4 protein-coding genes are annotated in these 17076 nt (G+C 70.8%); all 4 read right to left on the reverse strand.

Going from position 1 to position 17076, the window contains the following annotated elements:
• Window positions 1-6: 6 nt before the first annotated feature.
• Window positions 7-1464, reverse strand: coding sequence for a serine hydroxymethyltransferase (locus tag ACT53Q_RS12290; protein WP_476186941.1), 1458 nt, complete (start codon window positions 1462-1464; stop codon window positions 7-9).
• Window position 1465: 1 nt separating this feature from the next.
• Window positions 1466-4744, reverse strand: coding sequence for a non-ribosomal peptide synthetase (locus ACT53Q_RS12295; RefSeq protein ID WP_476186942.1), 3279 nt, complete (start codon window positions 4742-4744; stop codon window positions 1466-1468).
• A gap of 95 nt (window positions 4745-4839) precedes the next feature.
• On the reverse strand, window positions 4840-16020 hold the full coding sequence (locus ACT53Q_RS12300) for an amino acid adenylation domain-containing protein (protein ID WP_476186943.1): 11181 nt from the start codon (window positions 16018-16020) through the stop codon (window positions 4840-4842).
• Between the two features lie 140 nt (window positions 16021-16160).
• Entirely contained in the window at window positions 16161-16367 is a 207-nt protein-coding gene (locus ACT53Q_RS12305) for an MbtH family protein (RefSeq protein ID WP_476186944.1), read from the reverse strand.
• Window positions 16368-17076: the final 709 nt, after the last annotated feature.

Here is a 17076-nt window from a genome sequence, read left to right on the forward strand (position 1 = left end):
GGGCAATCAGTCGGTCACGGCAGGTTCGGCGCGATCGGCATGCACCGTCGCGCGCGGGGACACGGAAGAAGGAACGGACACGTCGGCGGCGCCCGGTGCGATGCCCGGCAGCGGGTACTCGCGGCAGATCGCCTGCACTTCCTCGCGCACGCGGTGCAGCCACTGCGGATCGAGCGCCCACTGGGTGTTGCCCTGCACCTCGACGTGCAGCAGCACGTCCTCGACCAGCTCGGCGCAGCGCGCCATCGCCGACGGCGGCAGGCCGCGCAGCGCCAGCGTGTTGGTGCCGAAGCGCACGCCACTGCTCACCAGCGGGCCGTGGCGATCGTTCGGGATACGGTTCTTGTTGATGACGATGCCGCAGGCTTCCAGCGACGCTTCCGCCACGCGGCCGGTGAGGCCGCGCTCGGCGACGTCGACCAGCAGCATGTGGTTGTCGGTGCCGCCGGTCAGCACGCGCCAGCCGCGCTGTACGAAGGCATCGGCCAGCGCCTGCGCGTCGGCGACGATGCGCCTGGCCAGTTCGGCGAAGGCCGGCGTGGTCAGCCCGGCCAGCGCGCGCGCCTTGGCCGCGACCGCGCCGAGATCGGGCGTGCCCTGCACCATCGGGAACAGCGAACGCTGCACCAGCTTCGAGCAGGTCAGGCCGCCCGCGCCGATCACGGTGTCGGTGTCGCGGCCGCACATCACCAGGCCGCCACGCGGGCCGAACAGCTGCTTGTACGTGCTGGTGGTGGTGAAGTGCGCGTGGTCGATCGGGCTGGGATGCACGCCCGCGGCAACGAGGCCGGCGATGTGCGAGATGTCGGCCAGCAGCAGCGCGCCGGCTTCGTCGGCGATCGCGCGGAAACGCGCGAAGTCGATCGTGCGCGGATACGCGCTGGCGCCGCAGATCAGCAGCTTCGGGCGATGGCGCAGCGCCTGGTCACGCACCTGGTCGTAATCGATCAGGCCGTCGGCGCCCAGGCCGTAGGTCTCGGCGCGGAAATAGCGGCCGGACACGTTCGCGGGCGAACCGTGGGTGAGATGACCGCCGCTGTCGAGGTCAAGGCCGAGGATGCAATCGCCCGGCTGCAGCAGGCCGAACATCACCACCTGGTTGGCGGTGGAACCCGAGTGCGGCTGCACGTTGGCATAGCGCGCGCCGAACGCGGTGCACGCGCGCTGCGCGGCCAGCGTCTCGATCTCGTCGACGATCTCGCAGCCCGCGTGGTAGCGCCGGCCCGGATAGCCTTCGGTGGTGACGTTCGCCAGCGCCTGCCCGAGGCAGGCCTGCACCGAGAGATCGGCGCTGCTGGACGAGGCCACCATCGTCAGCGTCTCGTCCTGGCGCTGGCGTTCGCGCGCCAGCAGTTCGAGCAGCAGCGGGTCCTTCGCGGCCAGCCGGTCGAGACCGGTGCAGGCCAGCGCCTTCAGGTGCGACAACGCGTCCTGTTCATGGGTGCTCTTTTCATGCATGTTCATGTCAGGCCATCTCCTCTTCCGTGACGTCGTCGCCCGCTTCCATCGCCGCGAGCAACGCATCGAGATCCACGCTGCGCTCGGCAGCCAGTTTCTGCAGTTCGTCCGCGACCGCGGCCACCGTCGGCTCCAGCAGCAACTGGCGCAGCGGCAGTTCGATCTGGAACCATTCGCGCACCAGCGCCGCCAGCTGCGTGGCGCGCAGCGAGTGGCCGCCGAGATCGAAGAAGTTGTCGTGCAGGCCCACGGCTTGCAGGCCCAGCACTTCGCAGAACAGGTCCGCGACCAGCGCCTGCAGCGGCGTCTGCGGCAGTTCGCGCACGACGTTTGCCGGCGCGGCGTCCGGCGCCGGCATCGCCGAGCGATCGACCTTGCCGTTCGGGCTCAGCGGCAGCTTCTGCAGCTCCATCGCCACCGCCGGGACCATGTAGGCCGGCAGGTGCGCGCGGGCGACGTCGAGCACCTGGTCGAGCGGCACCGCCTGCCCTTCGTGGAACACGATCCATGCGACGAGGCGCTTCTCGCCGGTGGCGTCGGGACGCGCGCCGGCCACGGCCTGGCGCACCGCCGGATGCTCGCGCAGCGCGCTTTCGATCTCGCCCAGCTCGATGCGATGGCCGCGGATCTTGACCTGGTGGTCGATGCGGCCGATCAGGATGATCGTGCCGTCCTCGCGCCAGCGCGCGAGGTCGCCGGTGCGGTACATGCGCGCGCCGGGCACATCGGTATGCGGATCGGGCAGGAAGCGTTCGGCGGTGAGCGACGGACGCGCCCAGTAGCCGTGGCCCAGGCCCTTGCCGCCGAGGTACAGCTCGCCGGGCACGCCGACCGGCACCGGATTGAGTTCGGCGTCCAGCACCAGCGCACGCTGGTTCACCATCGGCTTGCCGTACGGGATGCTGGTCCACTCCGGATCGACACGATGCACGGTCTCGGTGATCGAGTGGATCGACGCCTCGGTGGCGCCGCCGAGCACGTCGTAGCGCGCGCCCGGCGCCATGCGCTTGAAGCGGTCGGGCATCGTCACCGGCACCCAGTCGCCGCCCATGATCGCGGTGCGCAGCGACGGCAGCGTCATGCCCGGCACGCTCTCGACGTGGCGCAGCAGCATTTCCAGCAGCGCCGGCGCGGAGTTCCAGATCGTGACCTTGTGGCGCTGGATCAGCTCGGCCCAGTGCACGGGATCGCGCGCGCCGTCACCCTGCGGCATGACCACCGCGCCGCCCGCGGCGAGGATGCCGAAGGTCTCGTACACGAACATGTCGAAGCTGAAGGACGACAGCGCGAGCACGCGATCGGCCGGGCCGACGCCGTGGCTCTCGTTGAGGTCCAGCAGGTTGTTGACGATGCCGGCGTGGCGGATCATCACGCCCTTCGGCCGGCCGGTGGTGCCGGAGGTGTAGATCACGTAGGCCAGGTGCTCGCCGGTGACGTTCACCTGCGGCGCATCGGTCGACTGGTCGCGCGCGCTGTCGGCGTCGAGCAGCAGCAGCGGGCAGTCGACCGCCGGCAGTTGCGACGCCACCGGCTCGGCGCTGATCAGCGCAGCGATGCCGGCGTCGCGCAGCATGAACGCGATGCGCTCGGCCGGATATGCGGGATCCAGCGGCACGTAGGCGCAGCCGGCCTTCACCGTCGCCAGCAGCGCGGCGACCATGTCCGGCCCGGGACGCAGGCAGAGACCGACGTTGCTGCCGGGCGTCGCGCCCAGTGCGAGCAGCGCGTGCGCGAGCTGGTTGGCGCGGGCGTCGAGCGCACCGTAGGTCAGCGTCTCGTCGCCGAAGATCACCGCCGTCGCGTCCGGCGCCGCGGCCACCCGGCGCTGCACGAGATGCTGCAGGCAGACGCCGGCCTCGCGCGGGCGATCGGTGTCGTTCCAGTCGTAGCGCACGCGATGCAGTTCGGCCGGCGTGAGCATCGGCAGCAGCGAGATACGTCGCGACGGATCGGCGCAGGCCGACTGAAGCAGCGTGCGGTAATGGCCGATCAGCCGCTGCATCGTCGCCGCTTCGAAGATGTCGGTGTCGTAGTGCACGTAGCCGGCCATGCCGTCGGCGGTGCGGCGCAGCGACAGGATCAGGTCGAACTGCGCGGTGCGGTTGTCGACCTCGCGCATGCGCGCGCTCAGGCCCGGCAACTCGAACGCCTCGTGCGGCGCGTTCTGCAGGATGAACATCGCCTGCACCAGCGGGTTGTGGCTGAGTGCGCGCTCGGGCTGCAGCAGTTCGACGATCTTGACGAACGGCATGTCCTGGTGCGCGTAGTCCTGCAGCGAGGCATCACGCACGCGTTCGAGCAGCGTGGCGAACTCCGGATCGCCCGAGCAGTCGGCGCGCATCGGCAGGGTGTTGAAGAACAGGCCGACCAGCGCTTCGAGTTCCGGCGACGGCCGGTTGGCGATCGGCGTGGCGATCACCATGTCCTGCTGGCCGGTGTAGCGGTGCAGCAGCACCTGGAACGCGGCGAACACCACCATGTACGGCGTCGCGTTGCGCTCGCGCGCGAGGCGTTCGATGCGCTGCGAGAGGTCGGCGTCCAGCGCGAACTCGATGCGCGCGCCGTTGAAGTTCTGCACCGGCGGACGCGCACGGTCCAGCGGCATCGCCAGCAGGCCCGGCGCGCCGTCGAGGCGCTGCTTCCAGTAGGTCGCGAGGTGTCCGGTGTCCTCGGCCTGCTGCTGTTCGCGCTGCCAACAGGCGTAGTCGGCGTACTGGATCTCCAGCGGCGGCAGTTCGCCGCCGGTGTAGCCGGCCGCGATCTCGCGCATCAGCACGCCGTGCGACCAGTCGTCGCAGACGATGTGGTGCAGGTTGAGCAGCAGCACGTGATGGTCGTCGTCGAGCGTGACCAGCACCGAACGGAACAGGTGGCCTTCGGCGAGATCGAACGGCTCGCGCGCCGCGGCCAGCAGCAGGCGCTCGCATTCGGCCTCGCGCACGTCGGCGGGCGAAGCACCGAGATCGATGCGTTCGAGCCGGTGCTTCGGCGGCTGCACGAGCTGCATCGGCACGCCCTCGAATTCGACGAATGCGGTGCGCAGCGACTCGTGGCGCTCGGCCACCGCCTGCAGCGCGCGTTCGAGCGCGGGCACGTCGAGGCGGCCGCGGAAATCGACGCGGCCGGGCATGTTGTAGTTCGGCGTCCCGGGGCGCAGGCGATCCAGGAACCACATGCGTTCCTGGCCATGCGACAGCGGGAAGAGATCGAATTCCGCCGCGCGCGTCAGCAGTTCGCGTTTCTGCTGCGGCGTCAGCTCGGCAAGCCGGGAGGCCAGCGTATCCATACCGGGAAATCCTTGGAAGAAATGAAGTCGGGGGCGTCAGGCCGGGCGTGATTGCGCCCGGCCGCGGCCTTCGAAGACACAGGGATCGACGGCACTCATGTCGCGTCGCCGGCCTGCGCCAGCGTTTCGAGGGCGGCCTTGAGCCGGTCCTGCGCGCCCGTCGATCGCGCGCGTCGTGCGATCACCGGCGTGCGCGAGGCCGGGGCCGCGGGCTTTTCCGCCGGCAGCAGGTCGGCCAGTCGCGCCACGGTCGGCGCCTCGAACATCGCCCGCAGCGCCAACGCCGTGCCGAACGCGCGGTTGATGCGGGTGACGACCTGCGTCGCCAGCAGCGAATGGCCGCCGAGCGCGAAGAAGTCGTCGTGCACGCCGATGCGGTCCTGGCCCAGCACTTCGCTCCAGATGCCGCACAGTTCGCGTTCCACCGGCGTGCGCGGCGGAATGAAGTCGTGCGCGGCGCCGGGACGCTGCGGATCGGGCAGCGCCCTGCGATCGAGCTTGCCGTTCGGCGTCAGCGGGAAGCGCGGCAGCCACACGAACGCACCGGGCACCATGTGCTCGGGCAGTTCGCGCGCGAGGTGCTGGCGCAGCACCGCGCCGATCTGGCGACGCTGCAGCGCCTGCGCGGGCGAACTCGCGCACTGCGCCAGCGTCAGCCCGGCCGGCGGCGGCAGCGTCCATTCCGGCAGCGCCGCACCGGGCGCGGCGAACACCGCACGCAGGCGACCGTCGGCGGCGCCGTCGATCCAGCTCAGCTCCATCTGCCGGCCGCTGGCGACCGCGAGTTCGGCCAGCACCTGCGGATCGATGCCGGGTTCGGCCGCGGAGACCGCGCGGCGCAGTTCGCCGACGGTCTTCAGCTCGCCCGGATCGGCCAGCAGGCGCGCACCGTGCGCATCGACCGCGACGCGCGCGTTCGGGATGCCCGACAGCGCGACCACGCCCGACTGCCACAGGCGGCGTTCGAGCTTGGCCAGATCCCAGCCGTCGCCCGACCAGTCCGACCACGCCATCGGCACGGCCTGCGGCGTGCGTCGCGTGATGACGACGTCGTAGCGGAACTTGCTCAGCTCGTTGACGCGGCGCGCGTCCTTGGGCAGCACGCGCACCGCGCCGATGCGGCCCTGCTGCTGCAGCAGGGCGAACAGGCCCGGATGCACCAGCAGTTCGTTGTCGAGCGCGGCCTGGTGCCAGGCGCCGTAGTGCGCCGCGGTCAGCGGCGTGGCCGCCGGCGCCGCATGCAGTTCCAGCGACGCGGCGAACGCAGACTGCAGCGACAGGCTGCGCAGGTCGCCGAGGAACAGATGGCCGCCCGGCGCGAGTCGTTCCAGCGCGCGTTCGATCACCAGTTCCAGGTACGCGAGGCTCGGGAAGTACTGCGCCACCGAGTTGACGATCACCAGGTCGAAGTCGCCGGGCAGGTCGTCGATCGCGTCGGCCGCGCGTTCCAGCAGCTCGACCGAGCCGGCCTTGTCGCCCAGTGCGTCGAGATGGCTGCGCAGGTAGTGCAGCGTGGCCGGCGAGAAGTCGGTGGCGGTGTAGTGCTCGACCGACGGCGCCACGCGGAACATCAGCAGGCCGGTGCCGCAGCCCAGTTCCAGCGCGCGCCGCGGCTTCAGCGCGAGCAGGCGGGCGACGGTGCCGTCGACCCATTCGCGCATGTCCACCTGCGGCAGGTGGCTGCCGTCGTAGCGGCTGGTCCAGCCGGCGATGTTGAAGTCGGCCTGCGTGCCTTCTCGCGCCAGTTCGAGCTGCGCGTAGGTGTCCTCGAACACCGTGCGCCATTGCTGCACGGAATCCACCGCCTCGTCGGCGACGGCGTCCGCGTGCGCGGCGTCCTCGGCGCCGTCGTCCGGCGTGCAGACGTAGGCGACCAGCCGCTTCGCGCCGCCGGTGTCGTCGCGCGCCACGACCGCGGCCTCGCGCACCCACGGATGCGCGCGCAGGCGGGTCTCGATCTCGCCCAGTTCGATGCGGAACCCGCGCACCTTCACCTGGTGGTCGACGCGGCCGGCGTATTCGACTTCACCGTCGGCGCGCCAGCGGCCGAGGTCGCCGGTGCGGTACATGCGCTGTCCGGGCGCGACCGCGTGCGGATCGGGCAGGAAGCGTTCGGCGGTGCCCGACTGACGACGGTAGTAGCCGCGCGACAGGCCTTCGCCGGCGATGTAGATCTCGCCCAGCACGCCCACGTCGACCGGCTGCAGCGCGTCGTCGAGCACGTACAGCCGCGTGTTCGCCAGCGGCTTGCCGAGCGTGATCTTCGCGCCCGGCACCAGCGCCTTGACCGTGGAATACGTGGTGTCTTCCGACGGACCGTAGAGGTTCACCACGCGACGGCCGGGCGCGCCCTGCAGCAGCGACAGCACCAGGTCCTCGGTGAACGGTTCGCCGGCGAGGTTGATCGTGCGGATCGACGCGGGAATCCCGCCCTGCTGCAGCAGGCTGCGCGCGGCGGACGGCACGGTGTTGAGCAGAGTGATCGGGCGCGCGGGCTGCAACTGCGGCAGGTCCAGCACGTTGCCCGGCACGGTGATCACGCTCGCGCCCGCGGCCAGCGGCGCGAACATCTCGTACACCGACAGGTCGAAGCAGATCGAGGTCGACGCCAGCGTACCTTCCAGTTCCTCCGGCGCGAACGCGGACTGCGCCCACGCCATCAGCACCGCGGCGCTGCGATGGCGGATGACCACCGCCTTCGGCCGGCCGGTGGAGCCGGAGGTGTAGATCAGGTACGCGACGTTCTCGCCGTGCACGCGCACCGCCGGCGGCGTGTCGGCGGAGGCATCGGCCGCGGCCTCGAACAGGTCGTCGATCGTGACGAAGCGGCAGTCGCGGACCGGGAAACGCGGCGCCAGCGCGGCGGTGGTCAGCACGATCTGCGCGCCGCTGTCCTCGGCCATCGCGCTGACGCGATCGTCCGGATAGGCGGGATCCAGCGGCACGTAGGCGCCGCCGGCCTTGAGCACGCCCAGCAGCGCGGCGATCAGCTCCGGCGAACGATGCGCGTAGACGCCGACCATCGTTTCCGGCCCGACGCCCAGCGCGACCAGCCGGTGCGCCAGCGCGTTCGCCGCGCGATGCAGGCTGCGATGGTCGACGACGCGCGCGCCGTCGACCACGGCCGGCGCGTCGGGCGCACGCTGCGCGCCGAGTTCCACCAGCGTGTGCAGGCAGTCGGCGGCCGGCGCGACCGCGGGCACGGCGTTCCAGTCCTCGAGGATCTGGCGGCGATGATCCGCGGCCAGCATCGGCAGCGACGACAGCGTCGCGTCGGGCTGCGCGACCATCGCCGCGAGCACCTGCTGCCACTGCTCCAGCATGCGCTGCACGCTGGACGGCCCCCACAGGTCGGTGTTGTATTCCAGCGCGACGTGCAGGCCGTCGTCGGCGTCCTTCACGAAGAACTGCAGGTCGAACTTCGCGGTGAACCACTCGTTCGGCAGCGGCTGGATGCGCAGGCCCTCGAACGCGCCCGCGACCGAGCTTTCGACCCGCGCCGACTGGTAGATCAGCATCGTGCTGAAGATCGGCGAACGCGCGAGGTCGCGCACCGGATTCAGCAGCTCGACCAGACGATCGAACGGGAAATCCTGGTGCGCGTAGGCGTCGGTGGCGACGCGACGGGCGCGGTGCAGCAGTTCACCGACATCCGGGTCGCCCGCGAGATCGATGCGCAGCGCCATCGCGTTGACGAAGAAGCCGACGAGATCGTCGAGTTCGCGCGCGGTGCGGCCGGCGATCGGGCTGCCGATGATGACGTCGTCCTGGCGCGTGATGCGCTGGAACAGCGCCGCCAGGCCCGACAGCAGCACCATGAACGGCGTGGCGTCGTGATGGCGGCCGAGCTGCACCAGCGCATCGGCGAGACCGCGCGGCAACCTGTGGTGCGCGACCGCGCCGCGATACGTCTGCACCGCGGGACGCGGGCGTTCGGTCGGCAGCGACAGCACCGGCAGTTCGCCGCCGAGGCGATGCAGCCAGTAGGTTTCCTGCCCGGTCAGGTGGCCCTGGTCGACCAACGCGTTCTGCCAGACCGTGTAGTCCTTGTACTGCACCGGCAGCGGCGGCAGCGGCGCTTCCGCGCCGTGCAGCGCGGCGTTGTAGATGCGCGCGGCCTGCTGCAGCCACACGCGGATCGACCAGCCGTCGGCGACGATGTGGTGGATCACGTACGACAGCACGTGCTGCGTCGGCGACAGCACCACCAGCGTCGCGCGCATCAGCGGCGCGACGGCGAGGTCGAACGGTTGCGCGCCCTCCTCCGTGCGGATGCGCGCCAGCGCCTGTTGCTGTTCCGCGGCGTCCAGCGCCGACAGGTCGATGCGACGCACCCGCCAGTGGCCCGGCGGATCGATGATCTGCCGCGGCTCGCCCTCGATCTCGACGAAGCGCGTGCGCAGCGATTCCTGGCGATCGACCACGCGCCGCAGCGCATCTTCGAGCGCACCCGGGTCCAGCGGACCGTCGAACGAAATGGCGCCGGGGATGTTGTAGAACGGATTGCCCGGTTCGAGCTGGGCGAGGAACCACAGGCGACGCTGCGCCGCGGACAGCGGGTAATGCGGCGCCGTCGGCACCGGCCGCAGCGTCGGTGCGACCGGCGGCGCAGCCACGGCCGACGCCTTCGGGCGCACGCGCTCGATCACGTCGCCGTGGCGCGACACCAGGTGCTGCGACAGCGCGCGGATCGAACCGAACTCGAAGAACAGCGACAGCGGCACTTCCACGCCCAGCGCCTGCTGCAGGCTGTTGCAGGTGTGCACGGCGACCAGCGAGTCGGTGCCGACCGCGGAGAAGGCAGTGTCGTGGGTCGCATTGACGATCCCCTGCGCCACGAGGTCGGCCTCGATCAGGCTCGCGACCCAGGCCTGCGCATCGACGACACCGGCCGGGGCCGCCGTCGCTGCGGGCGTGCGCGCCGCGGCGGCAGCGGACGACGCGGCCGCCATCGGCGCCGGCTTCGTCGCCGTGCCCGGCAGCGCGACGACGGGCGCGGCAGCGGTGCGGCGATCCACCGCGATGACCACCGCGGTGCCGGAGCCGCCGTCGGCGGCGCGGTCGACCTCGATCACGGTCGCGGCGAAGTCGTGCTGGCCCAGCAGCGCGCACCACTGTTCGGACGTGAGCAGCGGATAGTCGGTACGCCACGCGGTATCGCGGAACGCCCACCAGCCGTCGAGCAGGCCGACGGTGCAGTCGGCGAACGCGTTCGGGCGCACCGTTTCCACCAGCAGCAGCATGCCGCCCGGACGCAGCACGTTGCGCATGTAACGCAGCGTCTGCGCGATGTCGGCGGTCGCGTGCACGACGTTGGCGCCCGCGACGAGGTCGTAACTGCCGGCACCGAAGCCCTGCGCCACCGGATCCTGTTCGAGATCGAGCAGCGCGGTGCGCAGCGCCGGCCAGTCGCCGAAGCGCTCCTGCCCGTGCATCAGGAAGCGGCGGCCCACGTCGGTGTAGGCGTATTCGTCGGCGACGCCCTGCAGCGCCGGACGCAGCGCGCGCGTGAGCGCACCGGTGCCCGCGCCGATCTCCAGCACGCGCGCACAGCCGCCCGCGGCCTGCGCCGCGCCGGCGACCATCGCACCCGCACGCAGCAGCGGCGGGAACTGGCAGTAGAAGGTTTCGAGTTCGTCGACCGAGCCGCCGCTGAAGAGCACCTCGACCGGCTGCCGACGCCCCGCCCAGACCTCGGGCAGCGCGACCATGCAGCGCTGCAGCATCTCCACCGCACCGCGCGCGAACGGCCAGCGCTCGAGGATGCTGGCGGCGCGCGCGGCCGGATCGGCGGACGCCGCAGCGTCGTCAAGGCGATAGGCGCCTTGCTCGACCACCACGCGACCGCCGCGCAGGCCGATCTGCAGCAGGCGCGTCAGGTGCGCGCGGCGATCGGCGCGCAGCGACAGGCGATGCGCGATGGCGTCGATGTCGCGACGTTCCGACGGCGACAGCGCATCGACGTCGCGCAGCGACTGCGCGACCAGTTCGGCGCACAGCTCGTCGAGTTCCGGTTGCAGGCGTTCGTCGACCGCGCCGGAGGCATTGCGGCGCGCGGCGTCGGCCAGGCGCGCGACCCGGGCATCGACGACGTCCGCCACCTCGATCGCCTGCGCCGGGGCCTTGGCGGCACCCGCGTTCGGGAAGAAGCCTTCGGCGACGTTCGCGATCACGGTCTGCGTGCGATCGGCGTGCCAGATGGCAGCACCGACGTCGAGCGCCCGACCGGTGCCCATCGGGAACACGCCTTCGCGCGCGAGCGCCGCGATGGTGCGCTCGTGCGCGACCACGCCGTCCTCGCCCCACAGGCCCCAGTTGATCGTGCTCGCCTGCTGGCCGCGCTGGCGCAGCCATGCGGCGAAGCCGTCCTGGAACCCGTTGGCCGCGGCGTGGTTCGCCTGGCCGGCGTGGCCGGTCACGGCCACCAGCGACGAGAACATCACGAACCGCCGCGGTTGCAGCATGCCGGTGTGTTCGTACAGCAGCGCCGAGCCCGCGAGCTTGGCGCGCAGCACGTCGTTCCATGCGGCCGGGCCCATGTCGGCGAGGCGCACGTCGCGCAACACGCCGGCGAGGTTGAACACGGTGTCGACGCGCGGGCACAGCTGCGCGAGTTCGACACCGGCGACGGCCATCGATTCGGGATCGGCGATGTCGGCGAGCAGCACGTGCACGTCGGCGCCGCGCGCACGCAGCGCGTCAACGCGATCGCGTGCGTCGTCGCGCAGCTTGCGCCCGATCAGCACGATGCGCTGCGCACCGCGCGTGGACAGCCATTCGGCCAGCGCGAGGCCGAGACCGCCGAGACCGCCGGCGATCACGCAGTCGCCGCTCACGGTGCGCGGCACCGCGGGCATCGGCACGGCGGCGATCACCGGCTGCAGGCGGCAGGCTTCGCGCCACGCGGCGAAGGCGGCGTCGCGCGTGGCGGCGTCGAGTTCGGCCACCAGCGCATCGATCGCCGCGGCCGCGCCGTCGCGCAGGCCCAGGTCGACCGCGCCGGCCATGCCTGCCGGCAGTTCCAGCGACGCCGTGCGCACGAAGCTCCACAGCGCGCTCGCGGCCGGCGAACGGAATTCATCCCCGCCACCGGCGGACGTGCCGTGCGCGGTCACCCACAGCAGGCGCCGCACCGACAGCGGCTGCGCCAGCACGCCCTGCGCCAGCGCGAGCGCACCGGCGAGCAGCGCTTCGGCCTGGGTCGCGGTCTCGCCCGCGCCGCCGTCGCCGAGCATGCGCGAGCCGCGCAGGTCGAGCACGTCCAGCGCGCCATGGCGCGCGGCCAGCGTGTGCAGCATCGTGCCGATGCCGTCCGCGGTGGCGATGTCGGCCATGCAGCGGCCGGGCGCGGATTCGAGGAAACGCACGCCGGCGGTCACGCGGGTGAAGCCGCGGCCGGTGGCGTTCAGGCGATGGCACAGCGCCTCGCCGATCGCGTTGTCCGCGCCGAGCACCAGCACGTGCGCGGCGGGATGCGGATCGGACGGCGACGGCAGCGACGCGTTCGCCCAGGCGATCTCGTAGGCCCATTCCGAGGCCGGGCGACCGACGACCGACTCGCGTGCCGCGACGTCGCTCGCCGCCGGCTTCGGCAGCGGCAGCGCGAACGTGCGTCGCGCGAAGGGATAGGTCGGCAGGCCGACGATCCGCGCACCGGCGGTGGCGAAGTACGGCGTCCAGTCGACGTCGCGCCCGGCTTCCCAGCGAGACGCCGCCTCGCGCAGTGCGGCATCGGCGACGACGGCGGCATCGAGCGCCGCGGACGCGCGTTCGGCGTCGAGGCGCGCGATCGCGTCCTCGGTGTCGACCGCCAGCACGCAGCGGCGCACCGGCATCGCCTCGCGGCCCATGCACAGCGTGTAGGCGACGTCGGCGAGGTCGAGCTCGGGATGCGTCTGCAGGTGCAGATGCAGGCGCTGGCGCATCGCGTCGAGCGTGCGTTCGTCGCGCGCGGACAGGCACAGCGGCCACACGGCGGCGGCGCGTTCGCCCGCCGGTCGGCGAACGGGTGCGCTGCGCAGGATGGTGTGCGCGTTGGTGCCGCCGAAGCCGAACGAACTGATGCCGACATGGCGCACGGCGCCGGCGCGCGCACCCGCGGTCCAGGCCTCGGCCTTCAGCAGCGGACGCAGCACCGCGTCGTCGCGCAGCAGTTGTTCGTGCGGCGATGCGAGGTTCAGCGTGGCCGGCTGCACGCCGTGGCGCAGCGCGAGCACCTGCTTGATCACGCCGGCGATGCCGGCCGCGGCCAGCAGGTGACCGACGTTGGTCTTCACCGAGCCGATGCCGCAGCGGACGTCGGCGTCGCGCGGGCCCAGCACGGCCGACAGCGCGCGCAGTTCGACCGGATCGCCGATCGGCGTGCCGGTGCCGTGCGCCTCGACGTGGTCGATGTCGCCCGGCGCGATGCCGGCGCGCGCGAGCGCCTGCCGCACCACCGCTTCCTGGCCTTCCGGCGTCGGCGCCATGATGCCGATCGATCGACCGTCGTTGTTGATGGCGGTGGCGGCGACGACCGCATCGATGCGATCGCCGTCGGCCAGCGCACGATCGAGGCGCTTGAGCACGATCAGGCCGACGCCCTCGCCGGGCACCATGCCGTCGGCGGCGCGATCGAACGCGCGGCAGACACCGCTGGCCGACAGCGCGCCGGCCTGCTGCAGCAGTTGCACCATCGTCGTCGACGGCAACACGTTGACGCCGCCGGCCAGCGCCAGATCGCACTGGCCCGAGGCCACGTCGGCACAGGCGTAGTGCAGCGCGACCAGCGACGACGAGCACGCGGTATCCAGCGCCAGCGACGGGCCCTTGAGGTCCAGCGCCTGCGCGACCCGCGCCGCGATCATGTTCAGCAGGTTCGCCGGCAGCAGCTGACTGCTGCGCAGCAGCGCGGCGTCGGCCTCGCGGCCGCGCCAGGCGATGAGTTGTTCGAGATGCGCGTTGTAGCTGGCGCCGACGTAGAGGCCCACGTGGCGGCCGGCGGGCATGCGCGCACCGAGGCAGCCGGCGTCTTCCAATGCGGCATGCGCGGTTTCCAGCAGCAGGCGCTGCTGCGGGTCCATCAGCATGGCTTCGTCGTCGCCGATGTGGAAGAACGCGGCGGCGAAGTCCATCGCCTCGTCGAGTTCACCGATCGGCCAGCGACGTTCGGCCTGCGGCCAGCGCCGGTCCGACATCGGCGCGATCGCGCTGACGCCGTCGAGCAGGTTGCGCCAGAAATCCTCGACGCTCGACGCACCGGGGAAGCGACCGGCCATGCCGATGATCGCCACCGGCACCTGGCGCTCGCGCGCGGCGGCGGGCAGCGAGGGCGCGTCCGCATCGGGTCGTTCGTCGAGCGCGGCGACGAAGCGCGTCAGCTCGCGGATCGTGCGGCATTCGAGCAGCGCCTTCGTGCCGAGCCTGCGATCCAGCGCGTTCTCGGCCAGCAGCAGCATGCGCATGGCCTTGACCGACGTGCCGCCCAGCGACACGAAGCTCGCATCGGGCCCGATGTCGGTGATCGGCAGCCCCAGCGCCTGCGCCCATGCGCCGGCGATCGCGGTCATCACTGCATCGTGCGGATCGATGACGCCGGTGGAGACGGGACGATGTGCGTCGAAGCGCTGCGCGAGTTCCGCGAATTCACCCAGCATCCACTGCTGCACGAACTGGTGGCGCTGGATCTTGCCGCTGCTGGTGTGCGGGATGCGGCGCACCGGGATGACGGCGCGCACCGGATAGCCGAGGTAATCCTCGGCCGCGGCGCGCAGTTCGTGCAGGTAGGCCCAGTCCGGGTTGTGCGGTCGTTCGACCACGAACAGCAGCACCGATTCGCTGCCGTCGGCCGGATCGATCGCGCCGCAAGCCGCGATGCGGCTGGTCTTCAGGCCGAACGCGCGGCTGAGGTGCTGTTCGAGATCCACGGCCATCACGTTGCGGCCGTTGATCAGGATCACGTCCTTCAAGCGGCCGGTGATGGTCAGGCGGCCGTCGCGCAGGAAACCGAGGTCGCCCGTGCGCAGCCAGCCTTCGGCATCGAACAATCGTTCCGACAGTCCCGGACCGTGGTAGCCCGCGGTGACGCTGCCGCCACGGATGCAGATCTCGCCGAGCCGGTTCTCCGGCAGCACGCTGCCGTCCTCGCCGACGATGCGCGTCTGCACGCTCGGCAACGGAACGCCGACGTCGGGATACTCGATGACCTCCTCGCCCGGCAACGCGTCGCGCGCGATGCCTTCGCGCAGCAGCGCCTGGCGATCGAGGCGATGCACGCGCCACGGCTGCCCCATCGGCGGGAACGCGGCCGCGACGCTGGCTTCCGCCAGACCGTAGACCGGCATCACCGCATTGCGCGACAGCCCCGAAGGCGCCAGCTTGTCCGCGAAATCCGACAGCGTCTTCACCCAGACCGGCTCGGCGCCGTTCATCCACATGTGGATGGACGACAGGTCCAGCCCGTCCGGCACGTCGTCGCCCAGCTTTTCCAGCACCTGGCGCATGCTGAAGTTCGGGCCGCCGGCCACCGCCGAACGATGCTCGTGGATCTTGCGCAGCCACAGCAGCGGATCGGCGATGAAATCGGCGGCGTCGAGCTTCACCTGCGGCGCCATCGTCAGCGTCGGCACCAGGTGGAACGCGATCAGCCCCATGTCGTGGTAGTACGGCATCCAGCTGATGAAGCCGTGCGACGCGAGGAAGCCGTTGACCTGCGCCATGTCGCGGATGTTCGTGACCATGTTGGCGTGCGTGAGCCGCACGCCCTTGGGCACGCCGGTGGAACCCGACGAGAACTGCAGGTAGGCCAGATCCTCCGGCGAGGCGACGTGTTCGACCGCCGCGCCGCCTTCGGGCAGGCGATCGACGACGAGGATGCGGTGCCCGCCCTCCAGCGCCGGCAAACCGTTCGCGTAATCCTCCGCCTGGTCGGCATCGATCAGGATCGTCGCGCCCGGGAACAGCGACGACACGGCGCGCATGCGCCGCGCGGGTTCCGATTCGCGCCGCCAGCTGCCGGTCTTCGGCAGCAGCACCGGCACGATGCCGCCGAGGATACAGGCCCAGAACGCCTCAACCTGCTGCTCCCCGCCGCCCAACTGCGTCAACAAATGATCGCCCGGCCGCAGTCCGGCCGCCTGCAGGCTGGCGAGCAGCGCTTGCGCGCGCCCCAGCAGCATGGCGTAGGTGAGCCTGAGTTCGCTGCCGTCCGCGCGGACGAAGGCGAGCTCGACGGCGGCGGCCTCGCGCGCCGCGCGATGCAGAACGTCTTGCAGTGTCGAGGGCATCGGGTCGGTCACTTTTTGCATTCCCTGGCGCATCCGGACGCACGCCGCCCGTCTTCGGGCGCCGAGCGGCGACGAAAAAAATCCCGGGTGCCTGCCAGCACCGAGAGGACGTTGATCGGATTGGTGTTACGGAGGAGGAGCGGGGTCGCTCGTCAGTTCACGCTTTCCATTGCACGGCGCAGACTCAGTGGACGCATGTCGGTCCACACTTCGTCGATGTACGCGAGACATTCTTCCTTGCTGCCGGTCTTGCCGGCATTGCGCCAACCCAGCGGAAGTTCGCGGTCGGCAGGCCAGATCGAGTATTGCTCTTCGTGGTTGACCACCACGGCGTGAATGCGATTGTCACCAGTTTCCATCGGTCATCTCCTAAGCGCTGAATAACTATCCGTTTCCTTTCCCTGCAGATGAATCCTATCGCGGACGCATTAAACGATCAAGTCGACCAACCGAATGCGAGCACGAATGGCGCGAATCTCATCCCTTGAGAATGCGGATCAACAACTTCGAATGTCGTCGAGACCATTTGTTTCGATTGCAACCTTTTCCGGATCGCGACGACGATTTGCCACGCGGCCCATCCTACGCTGCGCACATGACGATTCGAGGGCGGAAATCCCTTGTTTTCAGGGGATTCCACAAGCGCGTACATGCGGCCCGTCTCCGAACGGAAAACCCGCGCCGGACCGGCCGCGTCATGCCGTCGCCGCGCCGGGATTATCGCCGAGAAAAACTTTTTCTTAACGAAAGTAATCCGGTGTCACGCGCGCGTTTCCACCGGATATTCTCGGCGGATACTGCCGCGGCACACCGCGACGCGATGCATGCGACGCGCGGAATCCACCACGCGCGCATCCGTTCGCAGCGGTCTTGAATACACTCGTAAATACAAATGAAAATACACGTGTTCGCGCGACCAGCCTGCACCGAATGCATATCACCCCTTCATCGCCGGCACGTCGAGCACGGCGGGGAACGCACGGACATGCCGTTGCGTTGACGCACCCTGCCCGCTCGCAGGCATGGCACTTCGTGCACCATGGCGCGAGGCGTGCTCTCGATCGGACG

The sequence above is a fragment of the Lysobacter sp. DMC97 genome (assembly GCF_056313745.1).